The sequence below is a fragment of the Streptomyces griseoloalbus genome, from assembly GCA_014650015.1.
In the GTDB taxonomy this organism is placed as follows: Bacteria; Actinomycetota; Actinomycetes; order Streptomycetales; family Streptomycetaceae; genus Streptomyces; species Streptomyces griseoloalbus.
Genome location: BMUD01000005.1, coordinates 1 through 14,022 on the forward strand (window position 1 = coordinate 1; position 14,022 = coordinate 14,022).

The 14,022-nt window shown below is 71.5% G+C and carries 12 protein-coding genes; 8 read left to right on the forward strand and 4 right to left on the reverse strand.

The genetic code is table 11. The features are described 5' to 3' along the window. Positions 1 to 241 precede the first annotated feature (241 nt). Positions 242 to 1,348, forward strand: a complete 1,107-nt coding sequence (locus tag IE178_RS08970; RefSeq protein WP_184761179.1) for an adenylate/guanylate cyclase domain-containing protein — start codon at positions 242 to 244, stop codon at positions 1,346 to 1,348. Here IE178_RS08970 and IE178_RS08975 read toward each other — a convergent pair. Beyond that, a complete protein-coding gene (locus IE178_RS08975; protein WP_193511881.1) occupies positions 1,345 to 1,956 on the reverse strand; it encodes a hypothetical protein in 612 nt (203 codons plus the stop codon). The two genes, IE178_RS08970 and IE178_RS08975, sit on opposite strands and share 4 nt — an antisense overlap. A gap of 213 nt (positions 1,957 to 2,169) precedes the next feature. Here IE178_RS08975 and IE178_RS08980 point away from each other — a divergent pair, with 213 nt between their 5' ends. From IE178_RS08980 to hutH, 3 genes are all read left to right on the forward strand, one after another. Continuing rightward, positions 2,170 to 2,970 carry an enoyl-CoA hydratase/isomerase family protein gene (locus IE178_RS08980; protein ID WP_184761181.1) on the forward strand — a complete coding sequence of 267 codons (801 nt, stop codon included), beginning with the start codon at positions 2,170 to 2,172 and terminating at the stop codon, positions 2,968 to 2,970. A 64-nt stretch (positions 2,971 to 3,034) separates the two neighbouring features. After that, positions 3,035 to 4,195, forward strand: coding sequence for a GGDEF domain-containing protein (locus tag IE178_RS08985; protein WP_184761182.1), 1,161 nt, complete (start codon positions 3,035 to 3,037; stop codon positions 4,193 to 4,195). 75 nt (positions 4,196 to 4,270) lie between these two features. Next, the gene (gene hutH, locus IE178_RS08990; RefSeq protein WP_184761322.1) at positions 4,271 to 5,809 is read left to right on the forward strand and encodes a histidine ammonia-lyase; all 1,539 of its coding nucleotides are present in this window, start codon (positions 4,271 to 4,273) and stop codon (positions 5,807 to 5,809) included. Between the two features lie 38 nt (positions 5,810 to 5,847). Here the strand turns inward: hutH and IE178_RS08995 are convergent, their stop codons facing one another. Together IE178_RS08995 and IE178_RS09000 are read right to left on the reverse strand one after the other, a co-directional pair. After that, positions 5,848 to 6,195 carry a hypothetical protein gene (locus tag IE178_RS08995; protein WP_193511882.1) on the reverse strand — a complete coding sequence of 116 codons (348 nt, stop codon included), beginning with the start codon at positions 6,193 to 6,195 and terminating at the stop codon, positions 5,848 to 5,850. 219 nt (positions 6,196 to 6,414) lie between these two features. Further along, a complete protein-coding gene (locus IE178_RS09000) occupies positions 6,415 to 6,732 on the reverse strand; it encodes a hypothetical protein (RefSeq protein WP_184761184.1) in 318 nt (105 codons plus the stop codon). Positions 6,733 to 6,841: 109 nt separating this feature from the next. Here IE178_RS09000 and IE178_RS09005 point away from each other — a divergent pair, with 109 nt between their 5' ends. The 4 genes from IE178_RS09005 to IE178_RS09020 all read left to right on the forward strand — a co-directional run bounded on the left by IE178_RS09005 (position 6,842) and on the right by IE178_RS09020 (position 13,038). Next, complete coding sequence (locus IE178_RS09005) at positions 6,842 to 7,195, forward strand: hypothetical protein (RefSeq protein ID WP_193511883.1); 354 nt, start codon at positions 6,842 to 6,844, stop codon at positions 7,193 to 7,195. A gap of 238 nt (positions 7,196 to 7,433) precedes the next feature. Continuing rightward, positions 7,434 to 8,684 carry a L,D-transpeptidase gene (locus tag IE178_RS09010; RefSeq protein WP_193511884.1) on the forward strand — a complete coding sequence of 417 codons (1,251 nt, stop codon included), beginning with the start codon at positions 7,434 to 7,436 and terminating at the stop codon, positions 8,682 to 8,684. A gap of 426 nt (positions 8,685 to 9,110) precedes the next feature. Then, a complete protein-coding gene (locus IE178_RS09015; protein WP_318279929.1) occupies positions 9,111 to 12,434 on the forward strand; it encodes a S8 family peptidase in 3,324 nt (1,107 codons plus the stop codon). A 91-nt stretch (positions 12,435 to 12,525) separates the two neighbouring features. Continuing rightward, positions 12,526 to 13,038, forward strand: coding sequence for a hypothetical protein (locus tag IE178_RS09020; protein ID WP_193511886.1), 513 nt, complete (start codon positions 12,526 to 12,528; stop codon positions 13,036 to 13,038). 12 nt (positions 13,039 to 13,050) lie between these two features. On the opposite strand, the gene IE178_RS09025 is transcribed toward IE178_RS09020, so the two are convergent. Further along, entirely contained in the window at positions 13,051 to 13,968 is a 918-nt protein-coding gene (locus IE178_RS09025) for a helix-turn-helix domain-containing protein (RefSeq protein ID WP_184761189.1), read from the reverse strand. Positions 13,969 to 14,022 lie beyond the last annotated feature (54 nt).

The window sequence follows — 14,022 nt, forward strand, 5'->3', positions numbered from 1 at the left end:
CACCCCGAGGACGTCGAACTCGCCGCATGACCCCAGCAAGCCAGACCATCCCAAACCCGACGCGGACCTCTTGACGAAAGACATAGAGGCACCCCCCGGGCCCACCCCCGGCACCGGTCGCCAAGAAAACGCCGGTCACCTCACCCCCCGGCCCAACCTGACGGAGTGAGCTGGCGCACACCTGCCGTAGAGTTGTGGCCGGTCGATACATGGCCGTGGCAGATCGGAAGGGCAGCAACGCGTGACCGTCGACGACTCGGGTTCCGGTACGGACGCGCAGGGCGCCGGCGAGGATCCGCTTGCTCTGCGCCTCGAACAGCTCATTCTGGGCGCCGAGCGCCGTTACACCCCGTTTCAGGCCGCCCGCAGCGCCGGCGTCACCATGGAGCTGGCCACGCGCTTCTGGCGGGCCATGGGATTCGCCGACGTCGGGCAGGCCAAGGCGCTCACGGAGGCCGACGTACTGGCCCTGCGTCGGTTGGCCGGTCTGGTGGAGGCGGGACTGCTGAGCGAGGCCATGGCGGTGCAGGTGGCGCGGTCCACCGGGCAGACCACCGCACGGTTGGCCGAATGGCAGATCGACTCGTTCCTGGAGGGGCTGACCGAGCCGCCCGAGCCGGGGATGACCCGTACCGAGGTGACGTATCCGATCGTCGAGCTGCTCCTGCCCGAGCTGGAGGAGTTCCTCGTCTACGTCTGGCGGCGGCAGCTGGCCGCGTCGGCGGGGCGGGTGGTGCAGGGCGCCGACGACGAGGAGATGGTCGACCGGCGGCTCGCCGTCGCCTTCGCGGATCTCGTGGGGTTCACGCGGCTGACCCGGCGGATGGAGGAGGAGGAGCTCGGCGAGCTGGTCGAGGCCTTCGAGACCACGGCCGCCGATCTGGTCGCCGCCCGGGGTGGGCGGCTCATCAAGACGCTGGGCGACGAGGTGCTCTACGCCGCCGACGACGCCGGCGTGGCCGCGGAGATCGCTCTGCGGCTGGTCGAGACCATGGCGAACGACGAGACCATGCCGGAACTGCGGGTCGGCATGGCGTTCGGCACGGTGACCACCCGGATGGGCGACGTCTTCGGTACGACCGTGAATCTGGCCTCCCGGCTCACTTCCATAGCTCCCCGGGACGCCGTGCTCGTCGACACCGCGTTCGCCGAGGAGCTCATCCGCACCGGTGACGCCCCGGCCTCCGAGGCGGCGGCGGCCGAGGCGCTGGCCACGGCGGAGAAGGAGGGCGAGGAGCCGCCGGCGTACCGGTTCGCGCTGCAGCCGATGTGGCAGCGGCCGGTGCGTGGTCTCGGCGTGGTGGAGCCCTGGCTGCTCACGCGCCGGAACGTGGCTCCCTCTGCCTAGTCCGGCTGGTTCCACCGGTCCGACTCCCTGTCCTGGAGGTCCGGGCCGTCGCCCACGCACAGGCCGATGATCGGTACGCACAGGACGGGTGCGGAGTCGGGGGCCGGCTTGTCGGGTCGTTCCGGTGCCGGTTCGCCGGGCGCGGGTGGTGGGGGACCGGGCGTGTGCGTGTGGGGCGTGGGGGGTGGCCCGCTCGTCGGGGGCGGGGGCAGGGGCGTCGCCGGGGTCGTCGCTGCCGTGTCCGGGGGTGTGGTCGCAGCGGGCGGCCGGGGCGGGGGCCCGGGTGGGGTGAGGGGGGTGGGGTTCTTGCCGCCCAGGGCCGTGGGGGAGGACGGGCTCGCCTCGGGGGTGAGGGGCGTGGCCGCGTCCGTCGTGGGGGCGGTGCGGTGTGTGGTGGTGTCCGTGTGGGGCACGGGGCGGGGGGCCGCCTCCGCGCCGCCGTCCGGGGCGGAGGCCAGACGGACCAGACTCACGGCGCCCGCGGCCAGGGCGAGGCCCCCCGCGGCCAGCAGTGCCTTGCGGGGGCGGGGCTTGCGGTGACGGCCCCGGAAGAGGGCAGTGCGGCCGGTCGCCGCGGGCGGCTCGTCGGGTGGTGTGTTCGGTGGCATCGCGTATCCCTCCCCCTGCGTGCGCGCCCCCGACGCGCCGCGGTGTGCGCACGCTATGCGCTCCCGTGGAGGGTGGTGCCGGAGTCAGCGGGATGTCACTCGAACGGGTGGGCGGGGGGTGACGAGGGAACCGGGCGTGCGCCCTTTTCCGGGCGGGCGTCGGCTGCGATGATCGGGGCGAGGGATGTTAACCCGCGTTAACCGGAGGGTGTCATGAGTGAGGAACGGTTCGGGGAGTTCGTGCTGGTGCGCCGGCATGAGCGGGGGCATGTCGCGGAGCTCGTCCTCGACCGGCCCAAGGCCATGAACGCCGTGTCGACCGAGATGGCCCGCTCCATCGCCGGGGCCTGTGCGGCGCTCGGGGCGGACCAGGGCGTACGGGTGGTGGTGCTGACCTCGTCGCACGAGCGGGCGTTCTGTGTGGGGGCCGATCTGAAGGAGCGGAATTCCTTCAGTGACGCTGATCTGGTGCGTCAGCGTCCGGTGGCGCGGGCCGCGTACACCGGGGTGCTCGAGCTGCCGGTGCCCACGGTCGCTGCGGTGCACGGGTTCGCCCTGGGGGGCGGGTGCGAGCTGGCTCTGGCGTGCGATGTGATCGTGGCCGACCGTACGGCTGTCATGGGGCTGCCCGAGGTGTCCGTGGGAGTGATCCCGGGCGGGGGCGGTACGCAGTTGCTGCCCCGCCGGGTGGGGGCGGCGCGGGCCGCCGAGCTGATCTTCACGGCGCGGCGGGTGGAGGCCGGTGAGGCCCGGGAGCTGGGGCTGGTCGACGAGCTGGTGGAGGCGGGGCGGGACCGGGAGGAGGCCCTGGCCATGGCGTCCCGGATCGCCGCGAACTCGCCGGTGGGGCTGCGGGCGGCCAAGCGTGCGCTGCGCCTCGGGCACGGGCTGGATCTGGCCGCCGGGCTGGAGGTCGAGGACGCCGCCTGGCGTTCGGTGGCGTTCTCGGGGGACCGGGCGGAGGGTGTCGCCGCCTTCAACGAGAAGCGCAGGCCACAGTGGCCCGGGGAGTAGCCGAGTGCCTTTTGTTCTCTCCTCCGATGTCCCGGTTTGCGGTGAATCTCCCTAATCTGAAGGCATGGGTGAGGAGAGCCGGCTGACGGCCGTGGTGGCGCTGGCTCAGGGCATGGCCGCCGCGCACAGTTCTCATGAGGCCTGGCGGGCCGCGGCCGGCGGAGCCTGCCGGGCCCTGAGCGGGAGTTTCGCCGCGCTGTCGGTGTGGGAGCGGGAGCTCGGGCGGCTGCGGGTGCTGGTCAACGTCGGCGAGCTGGCCGAGGGCGAGGAGGAGTTCCCGGACGACGAGTCCTATCCGGTGCATCAGTTCGCCGAGATCACCGAGTTCCTGCACGAGCAGTGGGCGGGCGGCGGTGAGCCGGATGCGTGGGTGGAGACGGCCGAGGGGCCCTCGGCGGGGCGGCCCGGGTACCGCCATCAGCGGGTCGCGGCGCTCCGGCGGCGCGGGCGCGGCTGCTGTGTGGTCGCCCCGATCGTGCTGCACGGGCGGGCGTGGGGCGAGCTGTATGTGGCCCGGCCGGTCGGTGTGCCCGCCTTCGGGCGGGGCGACGCCGACTTCGCGACGGTGCTGGCCGCCGTCGTGGCCGCCGGGCTCGCCCAGACCGAGCGGCTGGAGGAGGCCCGCAGGCTGGCGTACACGGACTCGTTGACCGGGCTGGCCAACCGGCGGGCCGTGGACGAGCGGCTCGACGAGGCGGTCGAGCGGCATCACCGGGACGGGGCCGTCGTCAGCCTGGTGGTGTGCGATGTGAACGGGCTGAAGCGGGTCAACGACACCCTGGGGCATGCCGTGGGGGACCGGCTGCTGGAGCGGTTCGGGAGCGTGCTGTCGCTGTGCGGCGCCATGCTCCCGGGGGCCCTGGCGGCGCGGCTCGGCGGGGACGAGTTCTGTCTGCTGGCGGTGGGGCCGGCCGCCGACGAGGTCGTCAAGGCGGCCGACGAGGTGTGCCGCCGGGCCGTGGAGCTGGGCATCGGGGACGGTGTCGCCTGCGGGGTGGCGTCCACCGAGGATCCCGTCGGGCCGGTGCGCTCCGCCCGGCGGCTGTTCCGGCTGGCCGACGCGGCGCAGTACCGGGCCAAGGCCGAGCGGGCGGCCCATCCCGTGGTGGCCGGGCGGGAGGGGCCGGACGATCCCGTCGTGCGGCTCGCCGACGACACGTCGCGGGTGTCGGGCGGCGAGCGGCGCCGGTTCCGCGGGCGGCACTCGCCGGAGGGGCCGGTGTGACGCACCGGTAAGGGGTGGACCCCTGCCTCAGGGGTGACATCAACGAATTCACTGCGTACGCTCCTGAATATGGATATGCACACTGTGGTGGTGGGGACGTCCGGCGCGACCGCGTCCGACGTGCTCGCCGTGGCGCGCGGCGGTGCCCGCATCGAACTGTCCGCGCAGGCCCTGGCCGCCCTCGCCGCGTCCCGGGCGATCGTGGACGCCCTGGCCGCCAAGCCGGACCCCGTGTACGGGGTGAGCACCGGCTTCGGCGCCCTGGCGACCCGGCACATCAGCCCGGAGCTCCGTGCTCAGCTGCAGCGCAACATCGTCCGCTCGCACGCCGCGGGCATGGGGCCCCGCGTGGAGCGGGAGGTCGTCCGCGCCCTGATGTTCCTGCGGCTGAAGACCGTCTGCTCCGGGCGCACCGGCGTCCGGCCCGAGGTCGCGCGGACGATGGCCGACGTGCTGAACGCGGGGATCACCCCGGTCGTCCACGAGTACGGCTCCCTCGGCTGCTCCGGCGACCTGGCCCCGCTGTCCCACTGCGCCCTCACCCTGATGGGCGAGGGGGAGGCGGAGGGCCCCGACGGCCGTGTGCGGCCGGCCGGCGAACTGCTCGCCGAGCACGGCATCCAGCCCGTCGAACTGCGCGAGAAGGAGGGGCTCGCCCTCCTCAACGGGACCGACGGCATGCTCGGCATGCTGATCATGGCCCTCGCCGACCTGGACGTCCTGTACAAGTCCGCCGACGTCACGGCCGCCCTGAGCCTGGAGGCGCTGCTCGGCACCGACAGGGTGCTCGCGCCCGACCTGCATGCCATCCGCCCGCACCCGGGCCAGGCCGCCAGCGCCGCCAACATGCTGGCGGTGGTGCGGGGGTCGGGGCTGACGGGGCACCACCAGGACGACGCCCCCCGGGTCCAGGACGCCTACTCGGTGCGCTGTGCCCCGCAGGTCGCCGGTGCCGGACGGGACACCCTGGCCCACGCCCGACTGGTCGCCGAGCGCGAACTCGCCTCCGCCGTCGACAATCCGGTGGTGCTGCCGGACGGAAGGGTCGAGTCCAACGGCAACTTCCACGGTGCGCCGGTGGCGTACGTGCTGGACTTCCTCGCCGTCGCCGTCGCCGACCTCGGGTCCATCGCCGAGCGCCGCACCGACCGGCTTCTGGACAAGAACCGCAGCCACGGACTGCCGCCGTTCCTCGCCGACGACGCCGGCGTCGACTCCGGGCTGATGATCGCCCAGTACACGCAGGCCGCCCTGGTCAGCGAGCTGAAGCGGCTCGCCGTACCGGCGTCGGCGGACTCGATCCCGTCCTCCGCGATGCAGGAGGACCATGTCTCCATGGGCTGGTCCGCGGCGCGCAAACTCCGTACGGCCGTCGACAACCTCACCCGGGTCATCGCCGTCGAACTGTACGCCGCCACCCGCGCGGTGGAGCTGCGCGAGGAGCTGACCCCGGCGCCCGCGACCCGGGCGGTCATCGAGGCCGTACGGGCAGCGGGTGTGGAGGGTCCCGGACCGGACCGCTACCTCGCGCCCGATCTCGCCGCGGCGGACGCGTTCGTGCGGGACGGGCGGCTCGTCGCGGCCGTGGAGAAGGTCACCGGGCCCCTGCGCTGAAGCCGGCCGGGGCCCCGCGGGAAGCGGGGCCCCGTGGCTCAGTCCAGCTTGGCCGTCTGCGCGTCGACGAGTGCGGCGGGGACGTCGTAGTCCTGACGGTTCATCATCTTGCCGACATCGAGCGTGTAGTAGGCGGCGGGGGTGCGGCCGTGCCGGATCACCTCGACGTGCGCCGTGCCCGAGTCCGCGCCCGCGTCACTGGTGACGGCGAAGGCGAGCGATCGGTCGCCCTCGCCCGAGCTCTTCTCCGTCTCGACCCCGCCGTACTTCTGCTCCGCGCTGCCGGTGGCGACCGCGAACCCTTCCGTGCAGCCCTCCACGGCCGCGGCGAGGGCGGACAGTGCCTCGGCGGCGCCGTCCCGCTCGCAGGAGGCGAGGGACAGCACGGTGACGTCGGCGTCCAGCGGGTTGAACGACTCCAGGTCGGGCCCTAGGTCCTGTCGTCAAACTCCCGTCGTCGCCCGGAGGGCGGCCCTGCGGCGTCAGGTGCGTGCTCTCGGTGTGCCGGGCCCTGGCCCTCGTACTGGATGTACTCGGGTCAGGGCCCGGTGCGGCGAGAGTGCGTGCATGGCGTCGCGGGGCAGACGGGAGTTTGACGACAGGGCCTAGAAGCCCAGGCGGTCGCGGCGTACCGAATAGACGACGAAGCCGGCGCCGAGGGCGAGACAGGCCGTGCCGCCCACGAGGTACGGAGTGCTGTCGAAACTTCCGGTGTCCGCGAGGCGGACCTCCTGACCGGTGCTGTCCAGGGACGTCGACGTGCTGGTCGTAACGGCTCTCGCCTGCTCCGTGACCTGCGGAGACGGGCTTGCCGAAGCCGTGCCTCCCGTCGAGGTCGCGTTCGCGGACGGGACGAACCACAGGGCACACAGCAGGGTGCCCGCGGCGGTGGCGGTCAGCAACGGACGGAGCGCGGATGACACGGAATATCGATCCCCTTGTGGCGCTGGCGAATTGGCCGTGTGGGGCGATGTTAGTGAAAGGCGCGGGTCACGGGAAAGTCACGGGAGCCACGGGCCGTACGCTCCGGACATGAGCACTCCTGAGACAACACGGTTTGTACGACTTCGCGTGGAACTCGTCCTGGAGATCGAGGACGAGGACGCGGTGACCAAGGCCGCGCTGAGCAGGATCACGGACGACGGCGATATGCCGGCCGAGGAACGGGTACACGCGGAGAGCGCCGTGACAGAGGACACCGCGGAGGCCCTCGCCTATCTCGTGGACCCGCTGAGCCTGGTCGGCGAGGTGCCGGGAGTGGACCTCCTGCAGGCCTCCTGGAGCGGCGAACAGATCGACTACGACCCGGACTCGCCGGAATGGGACCTCGACGAGGATGATGACGAGGAGTCCCCCGACGACGACGGGGCGGGCAGGGCCGGCTGAGGCGACTCGGGGAAAACATGACCCCGGGAGGCAACCGCCGCCCGGGGTCACGGCGTCTCAAGCGGCGCGCCGACCGACGTCCTCACGCCCTCCCCGGCGGACGTGGTGAGCCCCACACCCGCGGGCCATGGGGAACCGGATCACCCGGTCGTAGCGTTGAAAGATGTGGACGAGGTCCTTCGGCTTCGGGTCGGGGACTCGTGGGGTTGGGAAATCGGCGACGATGGAGAAGCGTGTGATGACGGACGGTAAGCGGCGCAGGGGTCTGGCGGCCGCGTCCGCTCTGCTCGGCGGAGTACTGGTGCTCTCGGCCTGTTCCGGCGGCGACGACAGCGGCTCGGGCGACGGGGGCAACGACACCTCGCAGGCCCAGGTCGACGAGGCGGCGGCCAAGAAGTCCTCCGAGGCGCAGATCGTGATCACGCCGAAGGACGGCTCGAACAACGCCTCCATCAACAACTCGGCCACCGTGAAGGTGAGCAAGGGCACGCTCTCCGAGGTGAAGATGACCACCACCGACGGCACCGCCGTCTCCGGTGAGATATCCGCCGACAAGAAGAGCTGGAAGCCCAGCGTCCAGCTGGAGCGCGCCACCACCTACAAGGTGACGGCCACCGCCGAGGACTCCGAGGGCCGCGCCGCCCACGAGAACGCCTCGTTCACCACGGTCGCCCCGGACAACAGCTTCATCGGCACCTTCACCCCGGACGACGGCACCACCGTCGGCGTCGGCATGCCGGTGTCGATCAACTTCGACAAGGCGATCACCAACAAGGCGGGGGTGCAGAAGGGCGTCACCGTCTCCACCACCAGTGGCCAGGAGGTCGCCTGCCACTGGTTCAACGCCAACCGCATGGACTGCCGGCCCGACGAGTACTGGCAGGAGGGCGCCACCGTCACCCTGAAGCTGGCGCTCGACGGGGTCGAGGGCGCCGAGGGCGTCTACGGCGTCCAGCAGAAGACGGTCACCTTCAAGATCGGCCGCAACCAGGTCACCTACGTCGACGCCAAGACCAAGCAGATGAAGGTCACGCAGGACGGCAAGACCGTGCGGACCATCCCGATCTCCGCCGGGTCGCCCGAGAACAAGACGTACCAGGGCCAGATGGTGATCTCCGAGAAGTTCAAGGAGACCCGGATGAACGGCGCGACGGTCGGCTTCACCGACGACGACGGCGAGGGCGAGTACGACATCAAGGACGTGCCGCACGCCATGCGTCTGAGCACCTCCGGCACCTTCATCCACGGCAACTACTGGGGCGCCAAGTCGATCTTCGGCAGCGTCAACACCAGCCATGGCTGCGTGGGCCTGCAGGACGCCAAGGGCGCCGACGACCCGAACACGCCGGGTGCCTGGTTCTACAACAACTCGATGATCGGTGACGTGGTCGTCGTCCAGAACACCGGCGACAAGACCATCGCCCCGGACAACGGCCTCAACGGCTGGAACATGAGCTGGGAGCAGTGGAAGGCGGGCTCGGCGGTCTGACGCCTGCCGCGGACCCGGAGAACCTCCCACCCAGGTGACCGATGCCGCCGTCCGCTCCTTCGGGAGCGGACGGCGGCATCGCTGTTCCCGGCGGTCGCCGGCGGCCCGACGGTTCCTCTCATGCGGCTCTCTCGCCGGGCTCGACACCTCGGCGGGCTGCGGATCACCGTGCGGGAGAACACCCGGGTCTGACCCGGAAAAGCGCCAACCGCGCGATTGGGTAACGAAGTTACGGCGGTGGCGTTACAGCGGGCCGTCGACTTCCGCACCTTTTCCCCAGGCGGTCGAACCGCCCTTGAGGCGCTTGATCACCCCTCGGCATACTCGGTGATCCGGGGGGTGCGCGCATGCGTACGAGACCACCCCCGGCCGGGTGACGCCATGGTGTGCCCGGCGACTTCGCTAGGGGGAACCTTGCGCAGACAAGTGAAAAGAGCATGCGCGGCCACGGTCGCCACGGCCGCAGCCGTGGCGCTCGCGGCGGGCATGACCAGTCCGGCGTCGGCGAACGGGGGGCGCACGACGGCCGGTTCGCAGACGTCTTCGGGGGCGTCCGCGCTCAAGGCCACGCACCACATCACGCTGATCACCGGCGACCGGGTCGCGGTGGACGCCAAGGGCCGCGTCGTCGGCCTGGAGCGGGCGCAGGGCCGGGAGAACATACCCGTCCAGATACGCAAGGCCGACGGTCACACCTTCGTGCTGCCGACGGATGTCTCCCGGCTGATCGCGAGCGGCAAGCTCGACCAGCGGCTCTTCGACATCACCGAACTCGACAAGGCCACGACGCGCGGCTCCCAGAAGCGGGGCCTGAAGGTCATCGTCGGCTACCAGGGCAGCGCGGCCGGCGCCAAGGCCGAGGTCCGCGACGCGGGCACCCTCCGCCGGACCCTGAAGTCCCTGAACGCGGACGCGGTGCAGACCCCGCACGAGGACGCGCCCGAGCTGTGGGACGCCGTCACCAACGGCGACCGGACCGCCTCCGGTGTCGCCCATGTCTGGCTCGACGGGGTGCGCAAGGCCAGCCTCGACACGTCCGTCGCGCAGATCGGCACCCCCAAGGCGTGGGCCGCCGGCTACGACGGCAAGGGCGTCACGATCGCCGTGCTGGACACCGGTGTCGACGCCACCCACCCGGACCTCAAGGGCCAGGTGGCCGAGTCCAAGAACTTCACCTCCGCGCCCGACGCCGGCGACAAGGTCGGCCACGGCACCCACGTCGCCTCCATCGCGGCCGGCACGGGCGCCAAGTCGGGCGGTAAGTACAAGGGCGTCGCGCCCGGCGCGAAGGTCCTCAACGGCAAGGTCCTGGACGACTCCGGCTTCGGTGACGACTCCGGCATCCTCGCCGGCATGGAGTGGGCGGCCGCGCAGGGCGCCGACGTCGTCAACATGAGCCTGGGCGGCATGGACACCGCCGAGGTGGACCCGCTGGAGGCGGCGGTCAACAAGCTGTCCGCCGAGAAGGGCGTGCTGTTCGCCATCGCGGCCGGCAACGAGGGCCCGCAGTCGATCGGTTCGCCCGGCAGCGCGGACGCCGCGCTCACCGTCGGCGCCGTCGACGACAAGGACGCGCTCGCCGACTTCTCCTCCACCGGCCCCCGCCTCGGCGACGGCGCCATCAAGCCGGACGTCACCGCGCCCGGCGTGGACATCACGGCCGCCTCGGCGCAGGGCAACGACATCGCCAAGGAGGTCGGCGAGAACCCGGCCGGCTACATGACCATCTCCGGTACGTCGATGGCGACCCCGCACGTCGCGGGCGCGGCGGCGATCCTGAAGCAGCAGCACCCGGAGTGGACCTACGCGGAGCTGAAGGGCGCCCTCACCGGTTCCACGAAGGGCGGCAAGTACACGCCGTTCGAGCAGGGTTCGGGGCGGATCCAGGTCGACAAGGCCGTCCAGCAGACGGTGATCGCCGACCCGGTGTCGCTGAGCTTCGGTGTCCAGCAGTGGCCGCACACCGACGACAAGCCGGTCACCAAGGAGCTGACCTACCGCAACCTCGGCACGAAGGACGTCACGCTGAAGCTGACGTCGACGGCCACCGACCCCAAGGGCAAGGCGGCCCCGGCGGGCTTCTTCAAGCTCGGTGCGACCACGGTCACCGTCCCCGCGGGCGGCAAGGCGTCCGTTGACCTCACCGCGGACACCCGGCTCGGCGGCACCGTCGACGGCGCGTACTCGGCGTACGTGGTCGCGACCGGCGACGGGCAGAGCGTGCGTACGGCGGCCGCGGTGCAGCGCGAGGTCGAGTCGTACGACGTGACGCTGAAGTTCCTCGACCGGGCGGGCAAGCCGGCCGACAACTACGTCGGCGGCCTCTCCGGCCTCTCCGGCTCGGGTGCCGGGCAGTGGTACCAGCTCTACGACGCCGACGGCACCGTCACCGTCCGGGTGCCCAAGGGCGGTTACGTCCTGGAGACCGGGATCTTCGTCGGCTCCGACCCGGAGAACTACGAGGGCGTCGACTGGCTGGCCCAGCCGAAGCTGAGCGTCACCAAGAGCACGACGATCACGCTGGACGCCCGTAAGGCCAAGCCGGTGAACGTCACCGTGCCCGCCAAGGGGGCCAAGTCGGAGTTCGCCTCGGCCGACTACACCGTCGAGACGAAGAACAGCGCCCAGTCGTTCGGCTGGTGGCTGGACTCGTACGACAACTTCCGCTCCGCCCACCTCGGTCCGCAGATCACCGACGGCTCGCTGAGCCAGCAGTGGGACGCCCACTGGAGCAAGGGCGCCAAGGAGCAGTACGACACCGTCGCAGGCGGCAAGGTCAAGCAGCTCGCCACCGGCTACAACCGCGCCTACAAGACGGCTGACCTGGCCACGGTGAAGGTCGGCCTCGGCGCGGCGGCCAGCGGCAAGAAGGGCGTCGTCAGCGCCCTGGGCTGGCTGCCGACGAGCGGCGGAGGCTCCTCGATCGGCATCTCGCAGACCCTGCCCGGCACCCGCACCCTGCACCTGTCCACCGCGAACGGGGTCAAGTGGGACCTCGACTTCGAGCAGGAGGGCGGCGTCGACGCGGACGGCTGGCCGGTCCTCGAGGCCGGTTACACGGTCGGCTTCGAGAAGACCTACAAGGGCGGCAAGACGTACGCGGAGACCGTGAACACGGCCGTCTTCGGGCCGCGTCTGACCGCCGACTACGGCCTCTTCCGCGACGGCAACAGCATCTCGGGCCGGGTCCCGCTGTTCGCCGACGGCAAGGGCCACGACGGCTCCTCGCTGTTCACCTCGGTCACCACCAGCCTCTACCGCGACGGCAAGAAGGTCGGCTCGCACGACGACCCGCTGTTCGGTGAGAAGGAGTTCAAGGTCCCGTCCGGGGACGCCTCCTACAAGCTGACCACCTCGGTCAAGCGCAGCGCCAAGGTCGCCGCGGCCTCCACCCGCATCGACGCGAGCTGGACCTTCCGCTCGAAGAAGACCAGCGACGTCACGCAGCTGCCCGCCTCCATGGCCCGCTTCCACGCGGCCACCGGTCTGGACAGCAAGGTCGCGGCCGGCAAGACGGTCAAGATCCCGGTCACCGTCGAGGGCGCCGCCCAGGGCAAGAACCTCAAGTCCCTGTCGGTGTACGTCTCCTACGACTACGGCAAGACCTGGAAGAAGACCACGGTCACCAAGGGCGCCATCAGCGTCAAGAACCCGGCGAAGGGGAAGGCCATCTCCTTCCACGCCAAGATCGCCGACAAGAAGGGCAACAAGTCGACGATCTCGATCTACAACGCCTACTACGGCAAGTAGATCTCTTGAGCGAACGGCCCGCCGGCAGCACTGCTTCCGGCGGGCCGTTCCGTGTCCGCGGCAGCCGCGGCGGCTTCAGTAGGGTCTTGTCATGACCGCCGCCATCACCGCCATGATCACCGCTGTCGTCGGCGTCCTCGGCACCCTGTTCGCCCCGGTGCTCAGCCAGCGCCTCACCGCCCGGCAGCGGGCTGAGGAGGCCCTCATGAGCGAGCGACGCGCGCGGTTCGAGGAGCGGCGCGGCGCGTACACGGCGATGAACCGTGCCTCGCGCCAGTTCCACACGCTCCTCAAGGACGCCCTGCACCGCCTCCGCGACGGCGTCTACACCGAGCACGACCGCGACCAGCTCGAGGAGGCGCGCCTCGACTACCGCGACCGGTACGCGGAGGCCCAGATGATCGTGCCCGAGCGGATCCTGGACGCCTCGCGCGCCGTCAACGAGGTACTGGCCCGGACCGACGCCGTGGTGAAGCGGCTCGACCGGCAGCGGGCCCGCGAGGGCGAGAGCGCGGACCACGCCCTGCTCGGACTCAAGGAGGCCGAGAGCCGGCTGTCGGCGATGCGGCGGCTGATGCGGGAGGACCTGGGCGTCGAGGACTGAGCGCCACCGGCCTCAGGGAGTCGTCGCTTCCGCTCCCGACCGCCTGGCGTCCGTGCCCCAGCTGGCCAGCAGCCGCAGCGCCTCCGCCGACGGCGAACCCGGCTCGGCGAAGTACGTGACCAGCGACTGGTCGGTGCTGTCGCCGGACGGGCGGAACGACTCCCACAACAGCGTCAGCTCACCGACCAGCGGATGCCGGACGTGCTTGACGCCGTGACTCTTCTCCTTGACGTCGTGCGCCGCCCACAGCCGCCTGAACTCCTCGCTCTTGACCGACAGCTCGCCCACCAGGGCGGACAGCTGGGGGTCGTCCGGATGGCGGCCCGCGTCCATGCGGAGATAGGCGACCATGTCGGACGCCTTGTGCTCCCACTCCACGAACAGCTCCCGGTAGTCCGGGTTGAGGAACACCAGCCGCGCCCAGTTCCGCTCCTGCGCCGGCATCCGGCCCCAGTCCCCGAAGAGCGCCGCGGCCATCCGGTTCCAGGCGAGGATCTCCGAACGCCGGCCCACCACATACGCCGGGATCGTGTCCATCGACTCCAGGAGCTGACCGAGCGCCGGGCGGGGCTGCTGGGTCCGGGCCGCCTGCCTCTTCCGGAGCCGCTTCGGCTTCGCCAGATGCGTGAGGTGCGCCCGCTCGGCGCCGGTGAGGCGCAGGGCGTGCGCGATCGCGTCCAGCACCTCCGCCGACACATTCCGCCCGTTGCCCTGCTCCAGGCGCGTGTAGTACGCCACCGACACCCCGGCGAGCTGCGCCAGCTCCTCGCGGCGCAGGCCGGGCACCCGGCGGTGCCGCCCGAAGTCCGGCAGGCCCACGTCCTGTGGCTTCAGCCGGGCACGCCGGGTGCGCAGGAACTCGCTGAGCTCCGCTCGCGGGTCGAGGCCGCCGCTCGCGGGGCCGGCCGGGTCGGTGTACTGCTCGTCCATGTCTCCAGTATTCCCGGTCGTACGCCCACCAGCCTGTTCCCGCCAGTAGTACGC

Coding starts and splice junctions, on each gene's coding strand:
- IE178_RS08975 (WP_193511881.1), bottom strand. CDS start 1,956: ATGCCACCGAACACACCACCCGACGAGCCGCCCGCGGCGACCGGCCGC.
- IE178_RS08980 (WP_184761181.1), top strand. CDS start 2,170: ATGAGTGAGGAACGGTTCGGGGAGTTCGTGCTGGTGCGCCGGCATGAG.
- IE178_RS08985 (WP_184761182.1), top strand. CDS start 3,035: ATGGGTGAGGAGAGCCGGCTGACGGCCGTGGTGGCGCTGGCTCAGGGC.
- hutH (WP_184761322.1), top strand. CDS start 4,271: ATGCACACTGTGGTGGTGGGGACGTCCGGCGCGACCGCGTCCGACGTG.
- IE178_RS09005 (WP_193511883.1), top strand. CDS start 6,842: ATGAGCACTCCTGAGACAACACGGTTTGTACGACTTCGCGTGGAACTC.
- IE178_RS09010 (WP_193511884.1), top strand. CDS start 7,434: ATGACGGACGGTAAGCGGCGCAGGGGTCTGGCGGCCGCGTCCGCTCTG.
- IE178_RS09020 (WP_193511886.1), top strand. CDS start 12,526: ATGACCGCCGCCATCACCGCCATGATCACCGCTGTCGTCGGCGTCCTC.
- IE178_RS09025 (WP_184761189.1), bottom strand. CDS start 13,968: ATGGACGAGCAGTACACCGACCCGGCCGGCCCCGCGAGCGGCGGCCTC.